General features: G+C 68.8%; 14 protein-coding genes. 12 read left to right on the forward strand and 2 right to left on the reverse strand.

Translation table 11 applies throughout. The features are described 5' to 3' along the window. Nucleotides 1-255: 255 nt before the first annotated feature. The 6 genes from MKK50_RS04915 to MKK50_RS04940 all read left to right on the forward strand — a co-directional run bounded on the left by MKK50_RS04915 (nt 256) and on the right by MKK50_RS04940 (nt 8032). Nucleotides 256-1551 (forward strand): CmpA/NrtA family ABC transporter substrate-binding protein, encoded by a 1296-nt coding sequence (locus MKK50_RS04915; RefSeq protein ID WP_499020801.1) that lies wholly within the window; start codon nt 256-258, stop codon nt 1549-1551. Then, on the forward strand, nt 1551-2411 hold the full coding sequence (ntrB, locus tag MKK50_RS04920) for a nitrate ABC transporter permease (protein WP_499020803.1): 861 nt from the start codon (nt 1551-1553) through the stop codon (nt 2409-2411). The genes MKK50_RS04915 and ntrB overlap by 1 nt, the downstream gene beginning before the upstream one ends. Nucleotides 2412-2423: 12 nt before the next feature. Beyond that, the gene (locus MKK50_RS04925) at nt 2424-3218 is read left to right on the forward strand and encodes an ABC transporter ATP-binding protein (protein WP_499020805.1); all 795 of its coding nucleotides are present in this window, start codon (nt 2424-2426) and stop codon (nt 3216-3218) included. A 199-nt stretch (nt 3219-3417) separates the two neighbouring features. Further along, entirely contained in the window at nt 3418-4632 is a 1215-nt protein-coding gene (locus MKK50_RS04930) for an NAD(P)/FAD-dependent oxidoreductase (RefSeq protein WP_499020807.1), read from the forward strand. Nucleotides 4633-4640: 8 nt separating this feature from the next. Then, nucleotides 4641-6431, forward strand: coding sequence for a NirA family protein (locus MKK50_RS04935; RefSeq protein ID WP_499020809.1), 1791 nt, complete (start codon nt 4641-4643; stop codon nt 6429-6431). Then, complete coding sequence (locus MKK50_RS04940) at nt 6428-8032, forward strand: sulfite reductase subunit alpha (RefSeq protein WP_499020811.1); 1605 nt, start codon at nt 6428-6430, stop codon at nt 8030-8032. The genes MKK50_RS04935 and MKK50_RS04940 overlap by 4 nt, the downstream gene beginning before the upstream one ends. 26 nt (nt 8033-8058) lie before the next feature. Here MKK50_RS04940 and MKK50_RS04945 read toward each other — a convergent pair whose 3' ends face one another. Next, entirely contained in the window at nt 8059-8964 is a 906-nt protein-coding gene (locus MKK50_RS04945) for a LysR family transcriptional regulator (RefSeq protein WP_499020813.1), read from the reverse strand. Nucleotides 8965-9108: 144 nt separating this feature from the next. On the opposite strand from MKK50_RS04945, the gene MKK50_RS04950 reads away from it, so the two are divergent. Then, entirely contained in the window at nt 9109-9735 is a 627-nt protein-coding gene (locus tag MKK50_RS04950) for a glutathione S-transferase family protein (protein ID WP_499020815.1), read from the forward strand. Next, nucleotides 9732-10691, forward strand: a complete 960-nt coding sequence (locus MKK50_RS04955) for a pyridoxamine 5'-phosphate oxidase family protein (RefSeq protein WP_499020818.1) — start codon at nt 9732-9734, stop codon at nt 10689-10691. The genes MKK50_RS04950 and MKK50_RS04955 overlap by 4 nt, the downstream gene beginning before the upstream one ends. On the opposite strand, the gene MKK50_RS04960 is transcribed toward MKK50_RS04955, so the two are convergent. Next, complete coding sequence (locus MKK50_RS04960) at nt 10661-11374, reverse strand: hypothetical protein (protein WP_499020820.1); 714 nt, start codon at nt 11372-11374, stop codon at nt 10661-10663. The two genes, MKK50_RS04955 and MKK50_RS04960, sit on opposite strands and share 31 nt — an antisense overlap. A gap of 206 nt (nt 11375-11580) precedes the next feature. On the opposite strand from MKK50_RS04960, the gene MKK50_RS04965 reads away from it, so the two are divergent. The 4 genes from MKK50_RS04965 (at nt 11581) to MKK50_RS04980 (ending at nt 15631) form a co-directional block, all read left to right on the forward strand. Continuing rightward, nucleotides 11581-11910, forward strand: a complete 330-nt coding sequence (locus MKK50_RS04965; protein ID WP_499020823.1) for a hypothetical protein — start codon at nt 11581-11583, stop codon at nt 11908-11910. A gap of 260 nt (nt 11911-12170) precedes the next feature. Next, nucleotides 12171-14285 (forward strand): ABC transporter ATP-binding protein/permease, encoded by a 2115-nt coding sequence (locus MKK50_RS04970; protein ID WP_499020888.1) that lies wholly within the window; start codon nt 12171-12173, stop codon nt 14283-14285. A 200-nt stretch (nt 14286-14485) separates the two neighbouring features. Then, entirely contained in the window at nt 14486-15160 is a 675-nt protein-coding gene (locus MKK50_RS04975) for a queuosine precursor transporter (protein ID WP_499020825.1), read from the forward strand. A gap of 87 nt (nt 15161-15247) precedes the next feature. Continuing rightward, the gene (locus tag MKK50_RS04980) at nt 15248-15631 is read left to right on the forward strand and encodes a nuclear transport factor 2 family protein (protein WP_499020826.1); all 384 of its coding nucleotides are present in this window, start codon (nt 15248-15250) and stop codon (nt 15629-15631) included. Nucleotides 15632-15656 lie beyond the last annotated feature (25 nt).

Consider the following 15656-nt stretch of genomic DNA (forward strand, 5'->3'; position numbering starts at 1 on the left):
GAATGCCGCGTTTTTCAACGCGTGCGGCGGGGCAGACATTCCGACGCGGCGAGCCGAGGACCGCAAAACATGCCGTCCCGCACTTGGCACGGCTCCTGCAAAGCCCTTCGCACGGGCCCGCCAACGACGACGCGCCCCAAACGTCAGCAAGGCCGCTGATCCGGAATGCCCGCACGCGACGAATGTCGATCGCGCAGGCGATCCCCGGACAGCGGCTTTTTTCATGTGCGGACACCGCACCGGAGCGAAGAGCGGATGAGCATCGATCACGGCAACACGACCCGCCGCGGCGTCCTCAAGGGGGCGGCGGCCGCCCTCGCCCTCGCGGGTACCGCCCGCGCCGCCTTGCCGGCCGGTGCCTTCGCGCAGGGCGCGGGGCCGGAGGTGAAGGGGGTCAAGCTCGGCTTCATCGCGCTGACCGACGCCGCGCCGCTCTTCGTGGCCAAGGAAAAGGGCATCTTCGCCAAGTACGGCCTGCCCGAGACCGAGGTGCTGAAGCAGGCCTCCTGGGGCACCACCCGCGACAACCTCGTGCTCGGCTCCGAGGGCAACGGCATCGACGGCGCCCACATCCTCACGCCGATGCCGTACCTGATCTCGGCCGGCAAGGTGACGCAGAACAACGTGCCGGTGCCGATGTACATCCTCGGCCGGCTCAACCTGAACGGCCAGTGCATCTCGGTCGGCAAGGAATACGCGGACGACAAGATCGGCCTCGACCCGAAGGCGTTCAAAGCCGCGATCGACCGGAAGAAGGCATCCGGCAAGCCGGTCAAGGCAGCCATGACCTTCCCCGGCGGCACCCACGACCTCTGGATCCGCTACTGGCTCGCCGCCGGCGGCATCGACCCCGACAAGGACATCGAGACCATCGTCGTGCCGCCGCCGCAGATGGTGGCGAACATGAAGGTCGGCACGATGGACGTGTTCTGCGTCTGCGAGCCCTGGCACAAGCAGCTCATCAATCAGGGCATCGGCTACACCGCGCTGACGACCGGAGAACTCTGGAAGGACCACCCCGAGAAGTCGCTCGCTCTGCGCGCGGCCTGGGTCGACAAGCATCCGAATGCCGCGAAAGCCCTGCTGATGGCGGTGATGGAGGCGCAGGCTTGGTGCGATCGGCCCGAGAACTGGGATGAGCTCGCCGCCATCGTCGCCAAGCGCCAGTGGATCAACGTTCCGGTCGCCGACGTGATCGACCGGATGAAGGGCAAGTTCGACTACGGCAACGGCCGCGTCGTCGAGAAGAGCCCGGTGATGATGAAATACTGGGACAACGGCGCCGCCGGCTATCCCTTCCACAGCCACGACCTGTGGTTCCTCACCGAGGACATCCGCTGGGGCAAGTTCGACGCGGCAACCGACACCAAGGCGCTCATCGCCAAGGTCAACCGCGAGGATCTCTGGAAGGACGCCGCCAAGGCGCTCGGGGGGATCGGCATCCCCGCCTCGACCTCGCGCGGCAAGGAGACCTTCTTCGACGGCAAGGTCTTCGATCCGGAAAACCCCGCCGCCTACCTCAGCAGCCTCGACATCAAGAAGGTCGCGTGATGGCCACCGGAGCAACGCTCACCGCAACCCGCGAACGCGCCGCCGCCAAGGCCCGCGGACCCTTCATCACCCTGGCCGGGCTGCGCGGCGTCGCCGCCCGCGTCCTGCCGCCGCTCGTCGTCCTGGCGGGTTTCCTGCTGCTGTGGGAGGTGCTGTGCTCCTCCCCCACCGCCGGCCTGCCGCCGCCCTCGCGGGTGGTCACGGAGGCTTGGGACATCATCGTCGATCCGTTCTACGACAACGGCGGCACCGACAAGGGCCTGTTCTGGCATATCGCCGCGAGCCTGAAGCGCGTGGCCCTCGGATTCTCCCTCGCCGTCGTGGCGGGCGTGATGCTCGGCACGCTGGTCGGCCAATCCGACTGGGCGATGCGCGGGCTCGACCCGATCTTCCAGATCCTGCGCACGATCCCGCCGCTGGCATGGCTGCCGCTCTCGCTCGCCGCCTTCCGCGACGGCCAGCCCTCGGCGATCTTCGTGATCTTCATCACCTCGATCTGGCCGATCATCATCAACACGGCGGTCGGCATCCGCAACATTCCGCAGGACTACCGCAACGTCGCCGCGGTCATCCGCCTGAACCCGATCGAGTTCTTCGTGAAGATCATGCTGCCCTCGGCAGCACCCTACATCTTCACCGGTCTTCGCATCGGCGTCGGCCTGTCCTGGCTCGCCATCGTCGCGGCCGAGATGCTGATCGGCGGCGTCGGCATCGGCTTCTTCATCTGGGATGCGTGGAACTCGTCGCACATCTCCGAGATCATCGTCGCCCTCGTTTATGTCGGGCTCATCGGCTTCGTCCTCGACCGGCTGGTCGCCGGGCTCGGCGTGCTCGTGACCCGCGGCACCTCCGCAAGCTGAGGGATCAGGAACATGGCTCATCTCTCCCTCTCCCAGGTCGGCATCACCTTCCGCCGCGGCGGCAAGGCATCGGAAGTGCTGCGCGACGTGAACCTCGACATCGCCAAGGGCGAGTTCGTCTCGATCATCGGCCATTCGGGCTGCGGCAAGTCGACGGTGCTCAACATCGTCGCCGGCCTGCTCAAGGCCTCGACCGGCGGCGTGCTGCTCGATGGACGTGAAGTGAACGCCCCCGGACCCGACCGCGCGGTGGTGTTCCAGAACCACTCGCTCCTGCCGTGGCTCACCGTGCGCGAGAACGTGGCGCTGGCCGTGGACAAGGTTTTGAAGGGCAAGAAGACGCGCGCCGAGCGCAACCAGTGGATCGAGCACAACCTCGCGCTCGTGAACATGATGCACGCCGCCGACAAGCGCCCGAACGAGATCTCGGGCGGCATGAAGCAGCGCGTCGGCATCGCCCGCGCGCTCGCCATGGAGCCGACCGTGCTGCTCATGGACGAGCCGTTCGGTGCACTCGACGCGCTGACCCGCGCCCACCTTCAGGATCAGACCATGGAGATCCAGCAGCGGCTCAAGAACACCGTCATCATGATCACCCACGACGTGGACGAGGCGGTGCTGCTCTCGGACCGCATCGTGATGATGACGAACGGGCCCTCGGCCACCATCGGCGAAATCCTGCCCGTGCCGCTGGCGCGCCCCCGTCGCCGGCTCGACCTCGTGGAGGACGCCACCTACGTCCACGCCCGCGCCGCGGTGCTGGAATTCCTCTACGCCCGCCACGCCAAGCCGGCTCTGGCGGCCTGAGCCGACGCCCTTCGAAACCTGCGATCCCACTCCCCCCTCATCCCGAGGTGCCGCGTAGCGGCCTCGAAGGAGGGCTCCAGGGATCGCGAAACATCTGGAGCCCTCCTTCGAGGCCTCCGCTGCGCTCCGGCACCTCAGGATGAGGGGGCGGAATGGAACAGTCCAACAAAGTATCCCGATGCCGTCAGATACCCAGACCATGAAGGAAAGACTCGTCGTCGTCGGCAACGGCATGGCCTCGCTCCGCTTCCTCGAGCGGCTGACCGAGCGCGCGCCGGGCCGCTACGACGTGACGGTGGTCGGCGCCGAGCCGGTGGCGGCCTATAACCGGGTGCTGCTCTCCTCGCTGCTCGGCGGCGAGGTGGACGAGGCGGCCTGCGGCTTCCGCCCGCTCTCCTGGTACGAGGAGCACGGCATCCGCCTCGTCACCGGCGCGCCGGTCACCGAGATCGACCGGGCGAACCGCATCGCCCTCGTCGGCTCCGCCCATGTGCTACCCTACGACAAGCTGGTGCTGGCGGTGGGCTCGCTGCCGATCCGGCTGCCGCTGCCGGGCATCGACCTGCCCGGCGTCCTCACCTTCCGCGATTTCGCCGACGTGGCGGCGATCCGCAAAGCGGCCGTCGAGCATGCCAAGGCCGTGGTGATCGGCGGCGGCCTGCTTGGGCTCGAGGCCGCGGTCGGGCTCGCCCGGCTCGGGGTCGACACGACCCTGGTCCACGTCATGGACCGGGTGATGGAGCGCCAGCTCGACCACGCCGCCGCCCGCCTCGTGCGCACGGCGATGGAGGCCCGCGGCGTCAAGGTGATGGTGTCGGCCGACACCGCCGCGATCGAGGGCGACGGGCGCGTCGAACGCCTGCGGATGAAGGACGGCAGCGTGATCCCGGCCGACCTCGTGGTGATGTCGGTCGGCATCCGCGCCTCGACGGCCCTGGCGCAGTCCTGCGGGCTCGCCTGCGGGCGCGGCATCACGGTGGACGACCGGATGACCACCTCCGACCCGGCGATCCATGCGCTCGGCGAATGTGCCGAGCACCGGGGCGTCGTTTACGGCCTCGTCGAGCCCGCCTACGAGCAGGCCGAGGTGCTGTCGCGGGCCCTTCTCGGCGAGGCGGCGGCCTATCCCGGCACGTCCCTTGCCACGAGCCTCAAGGTGTCGGGCGTAGCCGTCTTCTCGGCCGGATCGGTCGATACGCCCGAGGGCGCCGAGGCGGTCGTGATGCACGATGCCGCCGCCGGCCTCTACCGCAAGCTGATCATCGCCGATGGCCGCCTCTTAGGCGCGGTCTTCGTCGGCGATATCGCGGAGCAGGCGCGCTGCAAGGAGCTGATCCGCTCCGGCGCGCCTCTCTCCCCAGACGACCGGGACGACCTGATGTTCGGCCCGGCCCCGAAAACCCTCGCAGCGTGAGTGAGGCGATGGCAGACGAATTCAACGCCGAGCAGAAGCGGTATCTCGAAGGCTTCGCCTCCGGCATCGCCGCCGCCCGCATGACCGGTGGCCTCGCGGCGGGCCAAGCCCCGGCGAGCACGCCGGCCGAGCCCACGGGCCCGGATGCGGTCCATATCAAGGCGCAGATCCGCACCGTGCAGGAGGGCGGCAAGCTTTGCGATCAGGAGAAGTGGAAGCGCGCCGAGAGCCCGTTCGACGGCCATAACCGCCTGAAGGCGGAGGCCGCGACCGGCAAGGCTCCGAAGCCCGAGGACAATTTCCGCTGGCGCTACCACGGCATGTTCTGGGTTGCGCCGACCCAGACGTCCTTCATGTGCCGGATTCGGGTTCCCAACGGCATCCTGAACCACTGGCAATTCGCCGGCCTCGCCGACCTCGCGGATGCCCATGGCGGCGCTTACAGCCACGTCACCACTCGCGCGGGCCTGCAGGTGCGCGAGATCGCGCCCGAACACGCCCAGCCCTTCCTCGACGGGCTGATTGATCTCGGCCTGACCGCGCAGGGTGCGGGCGCCGACAACATCCGCAACGTCACCGGCTCGCCGGCCGCCGGCATCGACGCGCGGGAACTGCTGGACACGCGGCCTCTCACCAAGGCTTGGCACAACTGGATCCTGAACGACCGCTCGCTCTACGGCCTGCCGCGCAAGTTCAACGTTTCGTTCGACGGCGGCGGCGTGACGCCGGCGCTCGAAGAAACGAACGACATCGGCTTCCAGGCGATCGAGGTGCTGGAGGGGGCCGCGGTCGCGCCGGGCGTCTGGATGCGCCTCGTGCTCGGCGGCATCTCCGGCCACAAGGATCTGGCCCGCGACACCGGCATCGTCCTCAAGCCCGAGGATTGCAATCGCGTGGCCGACGCGATCATCCGGGTCTTCATCGAGAACGGCGACCGGACCAATCGCAACAAGGCCCGGATGAAGTACGTCCTCGACGCCTGGGGCTTCGACAAGTACATCGCCGCCGTCGAGGAGAAGCTCGGACGCACGCTCGACCGGGTCGACGCCGCCCATGTCGCGCCCCGCCGGCCGACCGACCGCTTCAGCCATGTGGGCGTGCACGCCCAGGCCCAGCCCGGCTTGAACTGGGTCGGCGTGGTGCTGCCCGTGGGCAAGATGACCACCGACCAGATGCGCGGGCTGGCGAAGGTCGCGGCCGAGTGCGGCGACGGCCAGATCCGCATGACGGTCTGGCAGAACTTCATCTTCTCCGGCGTGCCGGACGCCAAGGTGGCAGAGGTCGAGGCCCGCGTGGAAGCGCTCGGCCTCACCATCAAGGCCGCCGGCATCCGCTCCGGGCTCGTCGCCTGCACCGGAGCCCGCGGCTGCAAATTCGCCGCCTCCGACACCAAGGGCCACGCGATGATCATCGCGGATCACGTCGAGCGGACCGTGCCGGCGCTGGACGTGCCGGTGAACGTCCACCTCACCGGCTGCCACCATAGCTGCGCCCAGCACTACATCGGCGATATCGGCCTGATCGGCGCGAAGGTCGTCGTCTCGGAGGAGGGCGATACCGTCGAGGGCTACGACATCGTCGTCGGTGGCGGCTTCGCCGAGAACCCGAAGATCGGCACCGAGATCTGGAAGGCGGTGAAGGCCGAGGACGCGGCGACCCGCGTCGAGGCGCTGCTCAACGCCTATCTCGCCCGCCGCCAGGGCCCGGAGGAGAGCTTCCAGGCCTTCACCGCGCGCACCGGCCCCGAAGCCCTGCGCGACGCCGCCGAAGAACAACCCGCCCTCAGAGCCGCCGCATGACCCAGCACGTCGCGCCCCCGCTCGTTCTCATCCCCGAGAGCGCCCCGTTCAACGCCGACCAGCGTTCCTGGCTGTCGGGCTACTTCGCCGCGCTCCTCGGCCCCGCCGTGGAAGGCGCCACCGCGCTCGCCCCCGGCGAAGCGCCCTCGACAGGCCCGACGCTCGCCGACAACGACGACGCGCCCTGGCACGACCCGTCGATGCCGATCAACGATCGCATGGCGATCGCCAAGGACCGTTCCGAGCCGCAGAAGCTGATGGCCGCCATGGCCCAGCAGGATTGCGGACAGTGCGGCTACAACTGCGCCGACTATGCCAACGCGATCTTCCTCAAGAGCGAGGAGCGGCTGAACCTTTGCCAACCCGGCGGCAAAGAGACGCTCCGGATGCTGAAGAAGCTCGACGAGGAGTTCGGCGCTGCAGGTGGCACGGCCGCTCCGAAGGCGGAGGCGGGCGATGCTCCGAAGAAGGAGCCGGAACTCGGGCCGCTGGGCTTCTGCCGCGAGAACCCGGTCGAGGCGACCTTCCTCTCCCGCACGCGCCTCAACGCGCCCGGCGGCGAGAAGGAGACGTGGCATATCGAGATCGACTTGGCGGGCACGCCGATCACCTACGAGGCGGGCGATTCCCTCGGCCTGTTCCCGGCCAACGCCCCGGCCCTGGTCGATGCGGTCATCGCCGAACTCGGCACGCGGCCCGAGCGGATGATCGCGGGCAAGACCCTGCGCGACCGGCTGCTGACCGAATATTCGCTCGGGGCCGCGCCGGACAACCTCTACCAACTCCTCTCGCTCCTGACCTCGGGCGCCGCCCGGAAGAAGGCGCAGGCGCTCGCGGCCGGCGAGGACCCGGACGGCGATGCACAGCATCTCGACGTGCTCGGCGCACTCCACAAGTTCCCCGGTGCGCGTCCCGACGCCGAGGTCTTCTTGGAGGCGCTCGATGAGTTGCAGCCGCGGCTCTACTCGATCTCCTCCTCGCCGAAGATGGATACCGGCCGGGTTTCGCTCACCGTCGATGCGGTGCGCTACAGCCACCGCTCGCGGCTTCGCCTCGGCGTCGCCTCCACGCATCTCGGCGAGCGCCTGCCCGAGCAGACCAAAGTCCGGATCTACCTGCAGAAGGCGCACGGCTTCGGCCTGCCGGAGGATGCAGGCAAGGACGTGATCATGTGCGGCCCCGGCACCGGTGTCGCCCCGTTCCGCTCCTTCCTGCGCGAGCGGGCGGCGACGAAGGCGCCCGGCCGCAACTGGCTGTTCTACGGCCATCAGCGGCAGGCGACCGACTTCTTCTACAAGGAGGAGCTGAACGGCCTGAAGGACGAGAAGGTGCTGACTCGCCTCTCGCTCGCTTGGTCGCGCGACGGCACGGAGAAGACCTACGTGCAGGACCGGATGCGCGAGAACGGCGCCGAGCTGTGGAAGTGGCTGGAGGGCGGCGCCCACTTCTACGTCTGCGGCGATGCAAAGCGCATGGCCAAGGACGTGGAGCGGGCGATCATCGACGTCGCCGCGCAGTTCGGCGGCAAGAACCCTGACGAGGCCGTGGCCTACCTCGCCGCCTTGAAGAAGACCGGGCGCTATCAGGCGGACGTATACTGAGGGGAAGGGGTCCCCCTCCCGCCACCTCAGGCGGCCGGGTTGACCCGCGGGTCGGCCCGCAGACGCGCCGCGGCGAGATCGACGAAGGCGCGGGTCTTGGCCGGCGCCCGTCGCCCCTCCGGGCTCACGACATGGATCGGAACCGGGGCCTCCTCGTCCTCGTCGAGGAGGATGCGCAGGCGCCCTTCCGTCACCGCCGACGCGACCTGATAGGACAGCAGCCGCGCGATCCCCCATCCATCGACGGCAGCCGCCAGCGCCGCATCGACCGTGTTGCAGACGAGCCGGGGATGGACGTTCACCGTGCTGCGCCGCTCGGGCCCGAACCGCCATTCCGGCAGGGCGCCGGAGTTTGACGAGCCGATCACCGCGTGATCGCGCAGGTCGCGCGGCGTCTGGGGCACGCCGTACCGCTCCAGATAGCTCGGTGCGGCGCAGACGACCCGGCGCACGCTACCGACGCGGGTCGCCGTGAGCCCGGAATCGGCCAGATGGCCGATCCGCACCCCGACATCGATACCCTCCTCGATCAGGTTGACGATCCGGTCGAGGAACAGCGCGCGGACCGCCACCGCCGGGTGGCGCGCGAGATAGTCGGTCGCCACCGGCAGCACGTAGAGCCGCCCGAACTGCACCGGCGCCGTCAGCGTCAGGACACCGCTCGGCGTCGCGGCCGAGCCCGCGGCGGTGGCCTCCGCTTCCGCGATCTCGGCGAGGATGCGGCGGCAATCCTCGAGATAACGCCCGCCCGCCTCGGTGAGCTTCACCGAGCGCGTGGTGCGGATGAACAGCCGCGCCCCGATCGCCGCTTCGAGCGCCGCCACGGCCCGGGTGACGGCGGCCGGGCTCATGCCCAGCGCGCGTCCCGCCCCGGCGAAGCCGCCGCTCTCGGCGACCCGCACGAACACCCGCATTCCTTGCAGCCGGTCCATGACGCCCCCTCCGTGCAACGGGCAGAGTGGCGATTGTTCCACTGCACGCAACAGTCGCTTGCCGACAATGCCAGTTCACCCCGCCACGGAGAAGGAGTGTGATCCAACCCGCGGCCCATCCCGCGGCCGAGAGGAGACGACACCGTGAAGCTCTACAGCCTGACGCTCTCGGGCCATGCCCACCGGGCCCGCCTGTTCCTGTCGCTGGTCGGCCAGCCCTATGACACCGTCGAGGTCGATTTCGCCGGGGGGCAGAACCGCGCCCCGGCTTTTCTCGCGATCAACCCGTTCGGGCAGGTCCCCGTCCTCGACGACGACGGGACCATCGTGCCGGATTCGAACGCCATCCTCGTCTACCTCGCAAAGAAGCTCGGACGCAGCGACTGGCTGCCCGAGGATGCGGCAGGGGCCGCACGGGTGCAGCGTTGGCTCTCCGTCGCGGCCGGGCCGATCGCCTTCGGCCCCTGCGCCGCCCGCCTCGTCACGCTGTTCGGCGCCCGCTTCGATGCGGAGGAGGTGATCGCCCGCGCCCATAAGATTTTGGCTCTGATCGAGGCGGAACTCTCGTCCCGCGACTGGCTCGCCGCCGACCGTCCGACCATCGCCGACGTGGCGCTCTACAGCTACATCGCCGCCGCGCCCGAGGGGAACGTCGATCTTGCGGCCTATGAGAACGTCCGCGCCTGGCTCGCCCGGATCGAGGCGCTGCCCCGTTTCATCGCGCTTCCGGCCTCGCCGGTCGGCCTGAACGCTGCGGGAGACCGAGCATGAACACGCAGGCAGCATCCTCTCCCTGGCACCGGGGCGAGGTGGCGATTCAGGAGCGCGTCGGCATCGCCGAGCGGATGGCCGAACTCGGCCCGCGGGTGATCCGCGATCACCTGACCGAGCAGCACCGGGCGTTCTTTCCGCTCCTGCCCTTCATCGTGCTCGGAAGCGTGGATCGAGAGGGCCGCCCCTGGGCGACGTTGCGGGAGGGAAGGCCGGGCTTTCTTCACGCGCCGGACCCGTTTCGGCTCCAGGTGGAGGGAAGCCGCGAGCCGGACGATCCCGCCGAGGCGGGGCTGGCGGACGGCGACGGCGTAGCCGTGCTCGGCATCGAACTGGCCACGCGCCGCCGCAACCGCCTGAACGGTATCGTCGAGCGCACGGGGCCGGAGGGCTTCGCGATCCGCGTCGAGCAGAGCTTCGGGAATTGCCCGCAGTACATCCACAGTCGGCAGGAAAGCCCCCGCGACGGAGCGCGGGCAGCTCGGCCCCGCCCCGTCCTGTCGCACAGGCTCGATCCGGCGGCGCAGCGGCTCGTTGCGGCAGCCGACACATTCTTCGTGGCGAGCTTCGTCGAGCACCCAGGAGGCCGGCGGGAGGTCGATGTCTCGCACCGGGGAGGGCGGGCCGGCTTCGTGCGGGTCGGCGCGGAGGGCAGCCTCACGGTGCCCGACTATTCCGGCAACCGCTTCTTCAACACGCTGGGCAACCTTCTGGCGAACCCGCGGGCGGGGCTGGTCTTTCCGGATTTCGCGACCGGCGATCTGCTGCAGATGAGCGGACGCACCGAGATCGTGCTCGATCCCGCGGAGGACGAACGGATCGACGGCGCCGAGCGCCTGTGGCGGTTCGTGCCGGAGCGGGTCGTGTTCCGGGCTGGCGCGCTGGGGCTGCGCTTCATCGAGCCCAGGGCGGCGTCGTCAACGGCTCAGTCGGATTTGCGCCCGCAGCGGATGTAGTTCGCCTGGCCCTTGCCGCTGGACCAGGTGAGCCGGTCGTGCTCGACGAGGAGGCGGACCTGCGAGGTCCAGCGGCGGCCGCGCTCGCTGCAATCGGCGGCCATGGTCCAGGCGCTGCCCTCGCGGCGGTTGTTGCGGAAGCGGCAGATGGTGCGCCCGGCCCTGGCGCCGTCCTCGTTGATCGTGGCGGGCAGGAAGCCGCGGCGGCGCTGCCGCTGGCCGCAGGCCACCGGATTCGGCCCCCAGATGCCGACGAAGGCCGCGCGCTCCACCAGCGGCGCGGCGGGTCGCGGCTCGGCCGGGGGCACGACCGTCTCCAGCGGGGGTGCGGGCGCGGCGACCGTGAGCACCCGCGGCGGGTTGGCGACGGGCATGGCCGGCCGCTCCGGCTCGGGAATCCGCACCTCCGGGACGTCGATGCCGTCGGTCGCCGCGAATCGGGTCTGGCCGGCGGGCGCCGCCACGGGCCCGTCATCGGTGAGTACGACCAGTGTGTAGGCGAACAGGGCGCCCCAGCCCGCGGCCAGGATCACCGGGATCGCGAGGCGTCGCGACAGGGCCGCGGAGGTCACCTCCCGTGCCCCATCACCGGTCCCGCCGGCCTCCTGCGCGCCGTCTGCCGTCATCGGCCCTGCCGCCGCCCCTCTCGCCGCCTCTTCGGCCTGTGCTCCCGATATCAGCATTCTCGCATCCGAGACGATGTTCCAGAGCCTGCGCCGTGCGGCGCATTCCCCGAAATGGCCCACGGCCCTTGTGGCCCGCGTTCCAAGATAGACACGGGGATAGACGCCGGGAATGCGGCAGCGGCACGGCAACCCCTTCCCGCCGCAAGCGGAACCTGCCATGGTCAAGCTTGGCGGCCGCGACGGCCGTCGACCGTACCGGTGTGATGAAACCTGTCACCCTCGCCGTTCTCGGCTCGGCACTGGCGCCCCTGCTGACGTCGCCCTTTGCCTTTGCTCCCGCCATGGCCCAGCCGCGCACACAGACGGCGCGCCCGACTTGCGTGGAGGCGATGGCCCAGGTGAAGGCGGAAGGCGAGGCGACGCTCAGCTTCGGCGGGCGCCCGCCCGAGCGGTTGGTGCGCGACCGCAGTTTCTGCGAACTCAGTGAAATTGCCGAGTTGCGCTTCGTCCCGACCCGCGACAACCCCCAATGCCCGATCGGCTACCGCTGCCGCGAGCCGGATTACGGTGATTGGAACTGGGACGCGAATTGACGGCCGAGAGACCGCGGAAACGGCCTCGGACGTCGTCCCGGAGTTCGTCCACGGTGTCGCACCCGGCAGCCCGCGGCGCTGGCGGGCAGCAGCCCTACCCCTCGACATGACCGAAAATTCACGTGACAGGCGCGGCTGCGCGCCACGTTCTTGCCACGACCGATAGCCAGGGCCGCCGCATTCGGCGGTTGAACCCGTCCATCGGCGCGCCATCCGCTATCAGGGTGGCAGAGCCGGTGCAGCGAGAAGGAATGACCCGCGTGGCCGCATTGAAGAGCAGGCTCGGCATCCAGGCCGTGCTGACGGCGCTCGTCGCGCTCCTGCTGCTGGCCATGCCGGGAATTCCGAGCCCACCGCTCTACGTCTCGCTCGCGGGCTTCGCGATGGCGGGCATCCTCATCGCCTCGAACAACCTCTCGGCCTACCTCAAGATCTTCGTCTCGGTTTACGGCATCGGCTACCTGCTGCTGGCCGGCGCCAAGACCCTGGCGACGATGGGCGCCCTGCCGGGCGTCGTCGCGGCGCTGCTCCCGCCGGATTTCGCGGCAACGGGTTCCGTGGTGTTCGGAGGAATCGTTCTCGCAGTCTCGTACTGGAAGCCGATCCGCGAGATCACCCTGATTGCCGACCCCTACTTCGCCAGCCACGACGCGCCGAGCCGGGAAATCGGGATGTTCCGCCGGTTCGGGCGCACGGAGGGACAGGTCGGCCGCAACCTCGTGGCGCTGTCGATCTTCGTCAGCTTCGCGGACGTCGCGTTGACGCTGCGGTTCAACTTCTTCTACCGCGACATGTACAACGCGCTGCAGGAATTCGACGCGCCCACCTTCTGGTATCAGCTTGGCTACATCTTCGTGCCGCTGGCGATCCTCAACGTCGTGATCGGCATGTTCGACATTTACGTCGATTCCGGCTTGCAGCTCCGCTGGCGCACCTGGCTCACCCACAATCTCTACGAGCGGTGGCTGGGGGATGGCACGCATTACCGCATCCCCTTCGTCGACGAGCACGCCGACAACCCGGACCAGCGCATCCAATCGGACGTCAACAACTTCATCGCCCAGACCACGACGCTCTCGACCCGGCTGCTGTCGCAGGCGGCGCAGCTCGTCTCCTTCATCGTCATCCTGTGGACGCTCTCGCGCGACTTCGTGCTGCCGTTCACCGATGCCGTGGTCCCCGGCTTCCTCGTCTGGCTGGTGATCGCCTACGCCGTGGTCGGCACGTGGCTCACGCACCTCATCGGCAAGCCGCTCATCGGCCTCGACTACCGGCAGGAGCAGGTGGAGGCGGATTTCCGCTTCGCCCTGGCACGTAACCGCATCTACTCGGAGCAGATCGCCCTGCTGCGCGGCGAGCGGGCCGAGGCTTCGCGGCTCTCCACCCTGTTCCACGCCATCGTCGACAACTACGTCGGCATCATCTTCCGGCGCATCAAGCTGATCGCCTTTACCTTCAGCTACCGGCAGGCGAGCACGATCTTTCCGCTCGTCATCGCCGCGCCGTCGTTCTTCGCCAAGAAGATCACCCTGGGCGCTCTGCAGCAGACCGCGAACGCGTTCAGCAACGTCCAGGGTTCGCTGAACTTCTTCATCACTTCCTACACCATCCTCGCCGCCTACAAGGCGAACACCATGCGTCTCGGCTCGTTCAAGCGGGCGATGACCAAGGCCGAGGCCCTGGCCGGGGCGAGCTACGGCCTCGCCAACGGCAACGACACCGCCGGCGGCGTGACCGCTCGCGATCTAACCCTGGCGCTGCCCGACGGCCGCGAGATCGTGCGGGCGGGCGCACTCGAACTACCGAAAGGCGGGGCGACTCTGGTCACCGGTCCCTCGGGCTCGGGCAAGTCGACCCTGTTCCGGGCGATCGCCGGGATCTGGCCGTTCGGCAAGGGCCGGGTCGACGTGCCGGCCGGACAATCGGCGCTGGTTCTGCCGCAGCGGCCCTACATCCCGCTCGGCTCCCTGCGCGGCGCGGTGGCCTATCCGAACACGGTCGACCGGTTCTCCGACGAGGCGATTCGCGAGGCGCTTCGCGCCGCGCAACTCCCGCAACTCGCGGACCGGCTCGACGAGGTCGATACCTGGGACCGGCGCCTGTCGGGCGGCGAGCAGCAGCGCCTCGCCATCGCGCGGGCGATCCTGGCGAAACCCGACTGGCTGTTCCTCGACGAATCGACCGCCGCCCTCGACGAGGACACCGAGGCCGAGATCTACCGGACGCTGCGCACGACGATGCCCCGCACGACCATCGTCTCGATCGGCCACCGCTCGACCCTGCACAAGCACCACGACCGGCGCGTCGAGATGAAGCCGGCCGAGGGCGGTCGCTTCGAGCCGCGCCTGTCGCCGATACCGGCTCCGGCGGAGTAGGGGCAGACACCTTCCGTTACGGGGCGGACGGCGCCACCCCTTCGCCAAGACGCCTGTGCGGCCGATCCAGGACCCCTCCTTTCGCGGCCCGGAGCCTTCTCTCGCCCGATCAAAAGTTCGATTAACAGTTGCTTTAGACGGACCGCGATTGCAGCTTCGGCGGCGTGCGCCGTGCGACTCAATCCCGGGCGGGGGAGGGGATGATAGAGGGACCGCGCTATCTGGGGATCATCACGGGCGTGTTCTGCGGTGCGCTCGTCTCGACCATCATCCTGTCGGGCAAAATCGCGAGCGTTGCCGGATACAACTTTCCAGCCTCGATTGTCCTGTTCCCCCTCGCTTTCCTGATCGGCGACGTCCTGACCGAGGTGTACGGCTACTCCGCAGCGCGGCGGGCGGTGTGGGCGGGGCTCATCGCCGAACTCCTCTGGATCGGCTCCTATCTCGCCGCGGCGGCGCTGCCTCCGGCCTCGTTCTGGCCGCACCAGGAAACGTTTCTGTCACTGCTGGGGCAGACACCCCGCATCGCGGTCGCGGGTATGGTCGCCTATGTCTGCGGCGAGTTCGTCAACGCCTACGTGCTCGCCCGCATGAAAGTCGCGAGCGGCGGCCGCGGCTTGAGCCTGCGGCTGATCGGATCAACGGTGGTCGGGTCGGCGACCGACACCGCGGTCGTGCTCGTCATCGCTTTCGCGGGCGTGTTTCCCGCCCTCGAACTCCTGAAAATGGGTCTCGTCGTCTGGGGCCTGAAGGTCGCCTGGGAAATCGTGGCGCTGCCGTTCTCGCTGCCGGCCATCCGATGGCTGAAGCGGCAGGAACGGATCGACCATTTCGACGTCGCGACTGACTTCAACCCCTTCCGGCTGCAGCGCTGACGACGATCCATCGCTCGGGCATGATGAACGGCGTAAGGCCGTACGGGGCGGCAGGATCGGGCCCGTTCGCCCGCTCGGAGCGACAGCATGACCGACCTCGCGATGAACAAGGCGAACGTCGTCGCCTTCTACGAACTGATGTTCAACGAGAGCCGGCCGCGCGAGGCGATCGAGCGTTACGCCGGTGACGACTACATCCAGCACAACCCCCACGTGGCGAGCGGCAAGGACGGCTTCATCGCCTATTTCGAGCGCATGGCCCGCGAATGGCCCGGCAAGCGGGTCGAGGTGAAACGGGCGGTCGCCGAGGGTGATCTGGTCGTGCTGCACTGTCTCCAGCACTGGCCGGGCGACCATGATTATGCGGCCATCGACATCTTCCGGCTCGATGACGGCGGCCGGATCGTCGAGCACTGGGATGTCCTACAGATCCTGCCCGAACACTCTGCCAATGCGAACGGGATGTTCTGAGACTTTTTTCGGACCGCCCGCTGGC

Source organism: Methylobacterium sp. J-043, assembly GCF_022829505.1.
GTDB classification, from domain to species: Bacteria; Pseudomonadota; Alphaproteobacteria; order Rhizobiales; family Beijerinckiaceae; genus Methylobacterium; species Methylobacterium extorquens_A.

Coding starts and splice junctions, on each gene's coding strand:
- MKK50_RS04915 (WP_499020801.1), top strand. CDS start 256: ATGAGCATCGATCACGGCAACACGACCCGCCGCGGCGTCCTCAAGGGG.
- ntrB (WP_499020803.1), top strand. CDS start 1,551: ATGGCCACCGGAGCAACGCTCACCGCAACCCGCGAACGCGCCGCCGCC.
- MKK50_RS04925 (WP_499020805.1), top strand. CDS start 2,424: ATGGCTCATCTCTCCCTCTCCCAGGTCGGCATCACCTTCCGCCGCGGC.
- MKK50_RS04930 (WP_499020807.1), top strand. CDS start 3,418: ATGAAGGAAAGACTCGTCGTCGTCGGCAACGGCATGGCCTCGCTCCGC.
- MKK50_RS04935 (WP_499020809.1), top strand. CDS start 4,641: ATGGCAGACGAATTCAACGCCGAGCAGAAGCGGTATCTCGAAGGCTTC.
- MKK50_RS04940 (WP_499020811.1), top strand. CDS start 6,428: ATGACCCAGCACGTCGCGCCCCCGCTCGTTCTCATCCCCGAGAGCGCC.
- MKK50_RS04945 (WP_499020813.1), bottom strand. CDS start 8,964: ATGGACCGGCTGCAAGGAATGCGGGTGTTCGTGCGGGTCGCCGAGAGC.
- MKK50_RS04955 (WP_499020818.1), top strand. CDS start 9,732: ATGAACACGCAGGCAGCATCCTCTCCCTGGCACCGGGGCGAGGTGGCG.
- MKK50_RS04960 (WP_499020820.1), bottom strand. CDS start 11,374: ATGCTGATATCGGGAGCACAGGCCGAAGAGGCGGCGAGAGGGGCGGCG.
- MKK50_RS04965 (WP_499020823.1), top strand. CDS start 11,581: ATGAAACCTGTCACCCTCGCCGTTCTCGGCTCGGCACTGGCGCCCCTG.
- MKK50_RS04975 (WP_499020825.1), top strand. CDS start 14,486: ATGATAGAGGGACCGCGCTATCTGGGGATCATCACGGGCGTGTTCTGC.
- MKK50_RS04980 (WP_499020826.1), top strand. CDS start 15,248: ATGACCGACCTCGCGATGAACAAGGCGAACGTCGTCGCCTTCTACGAA.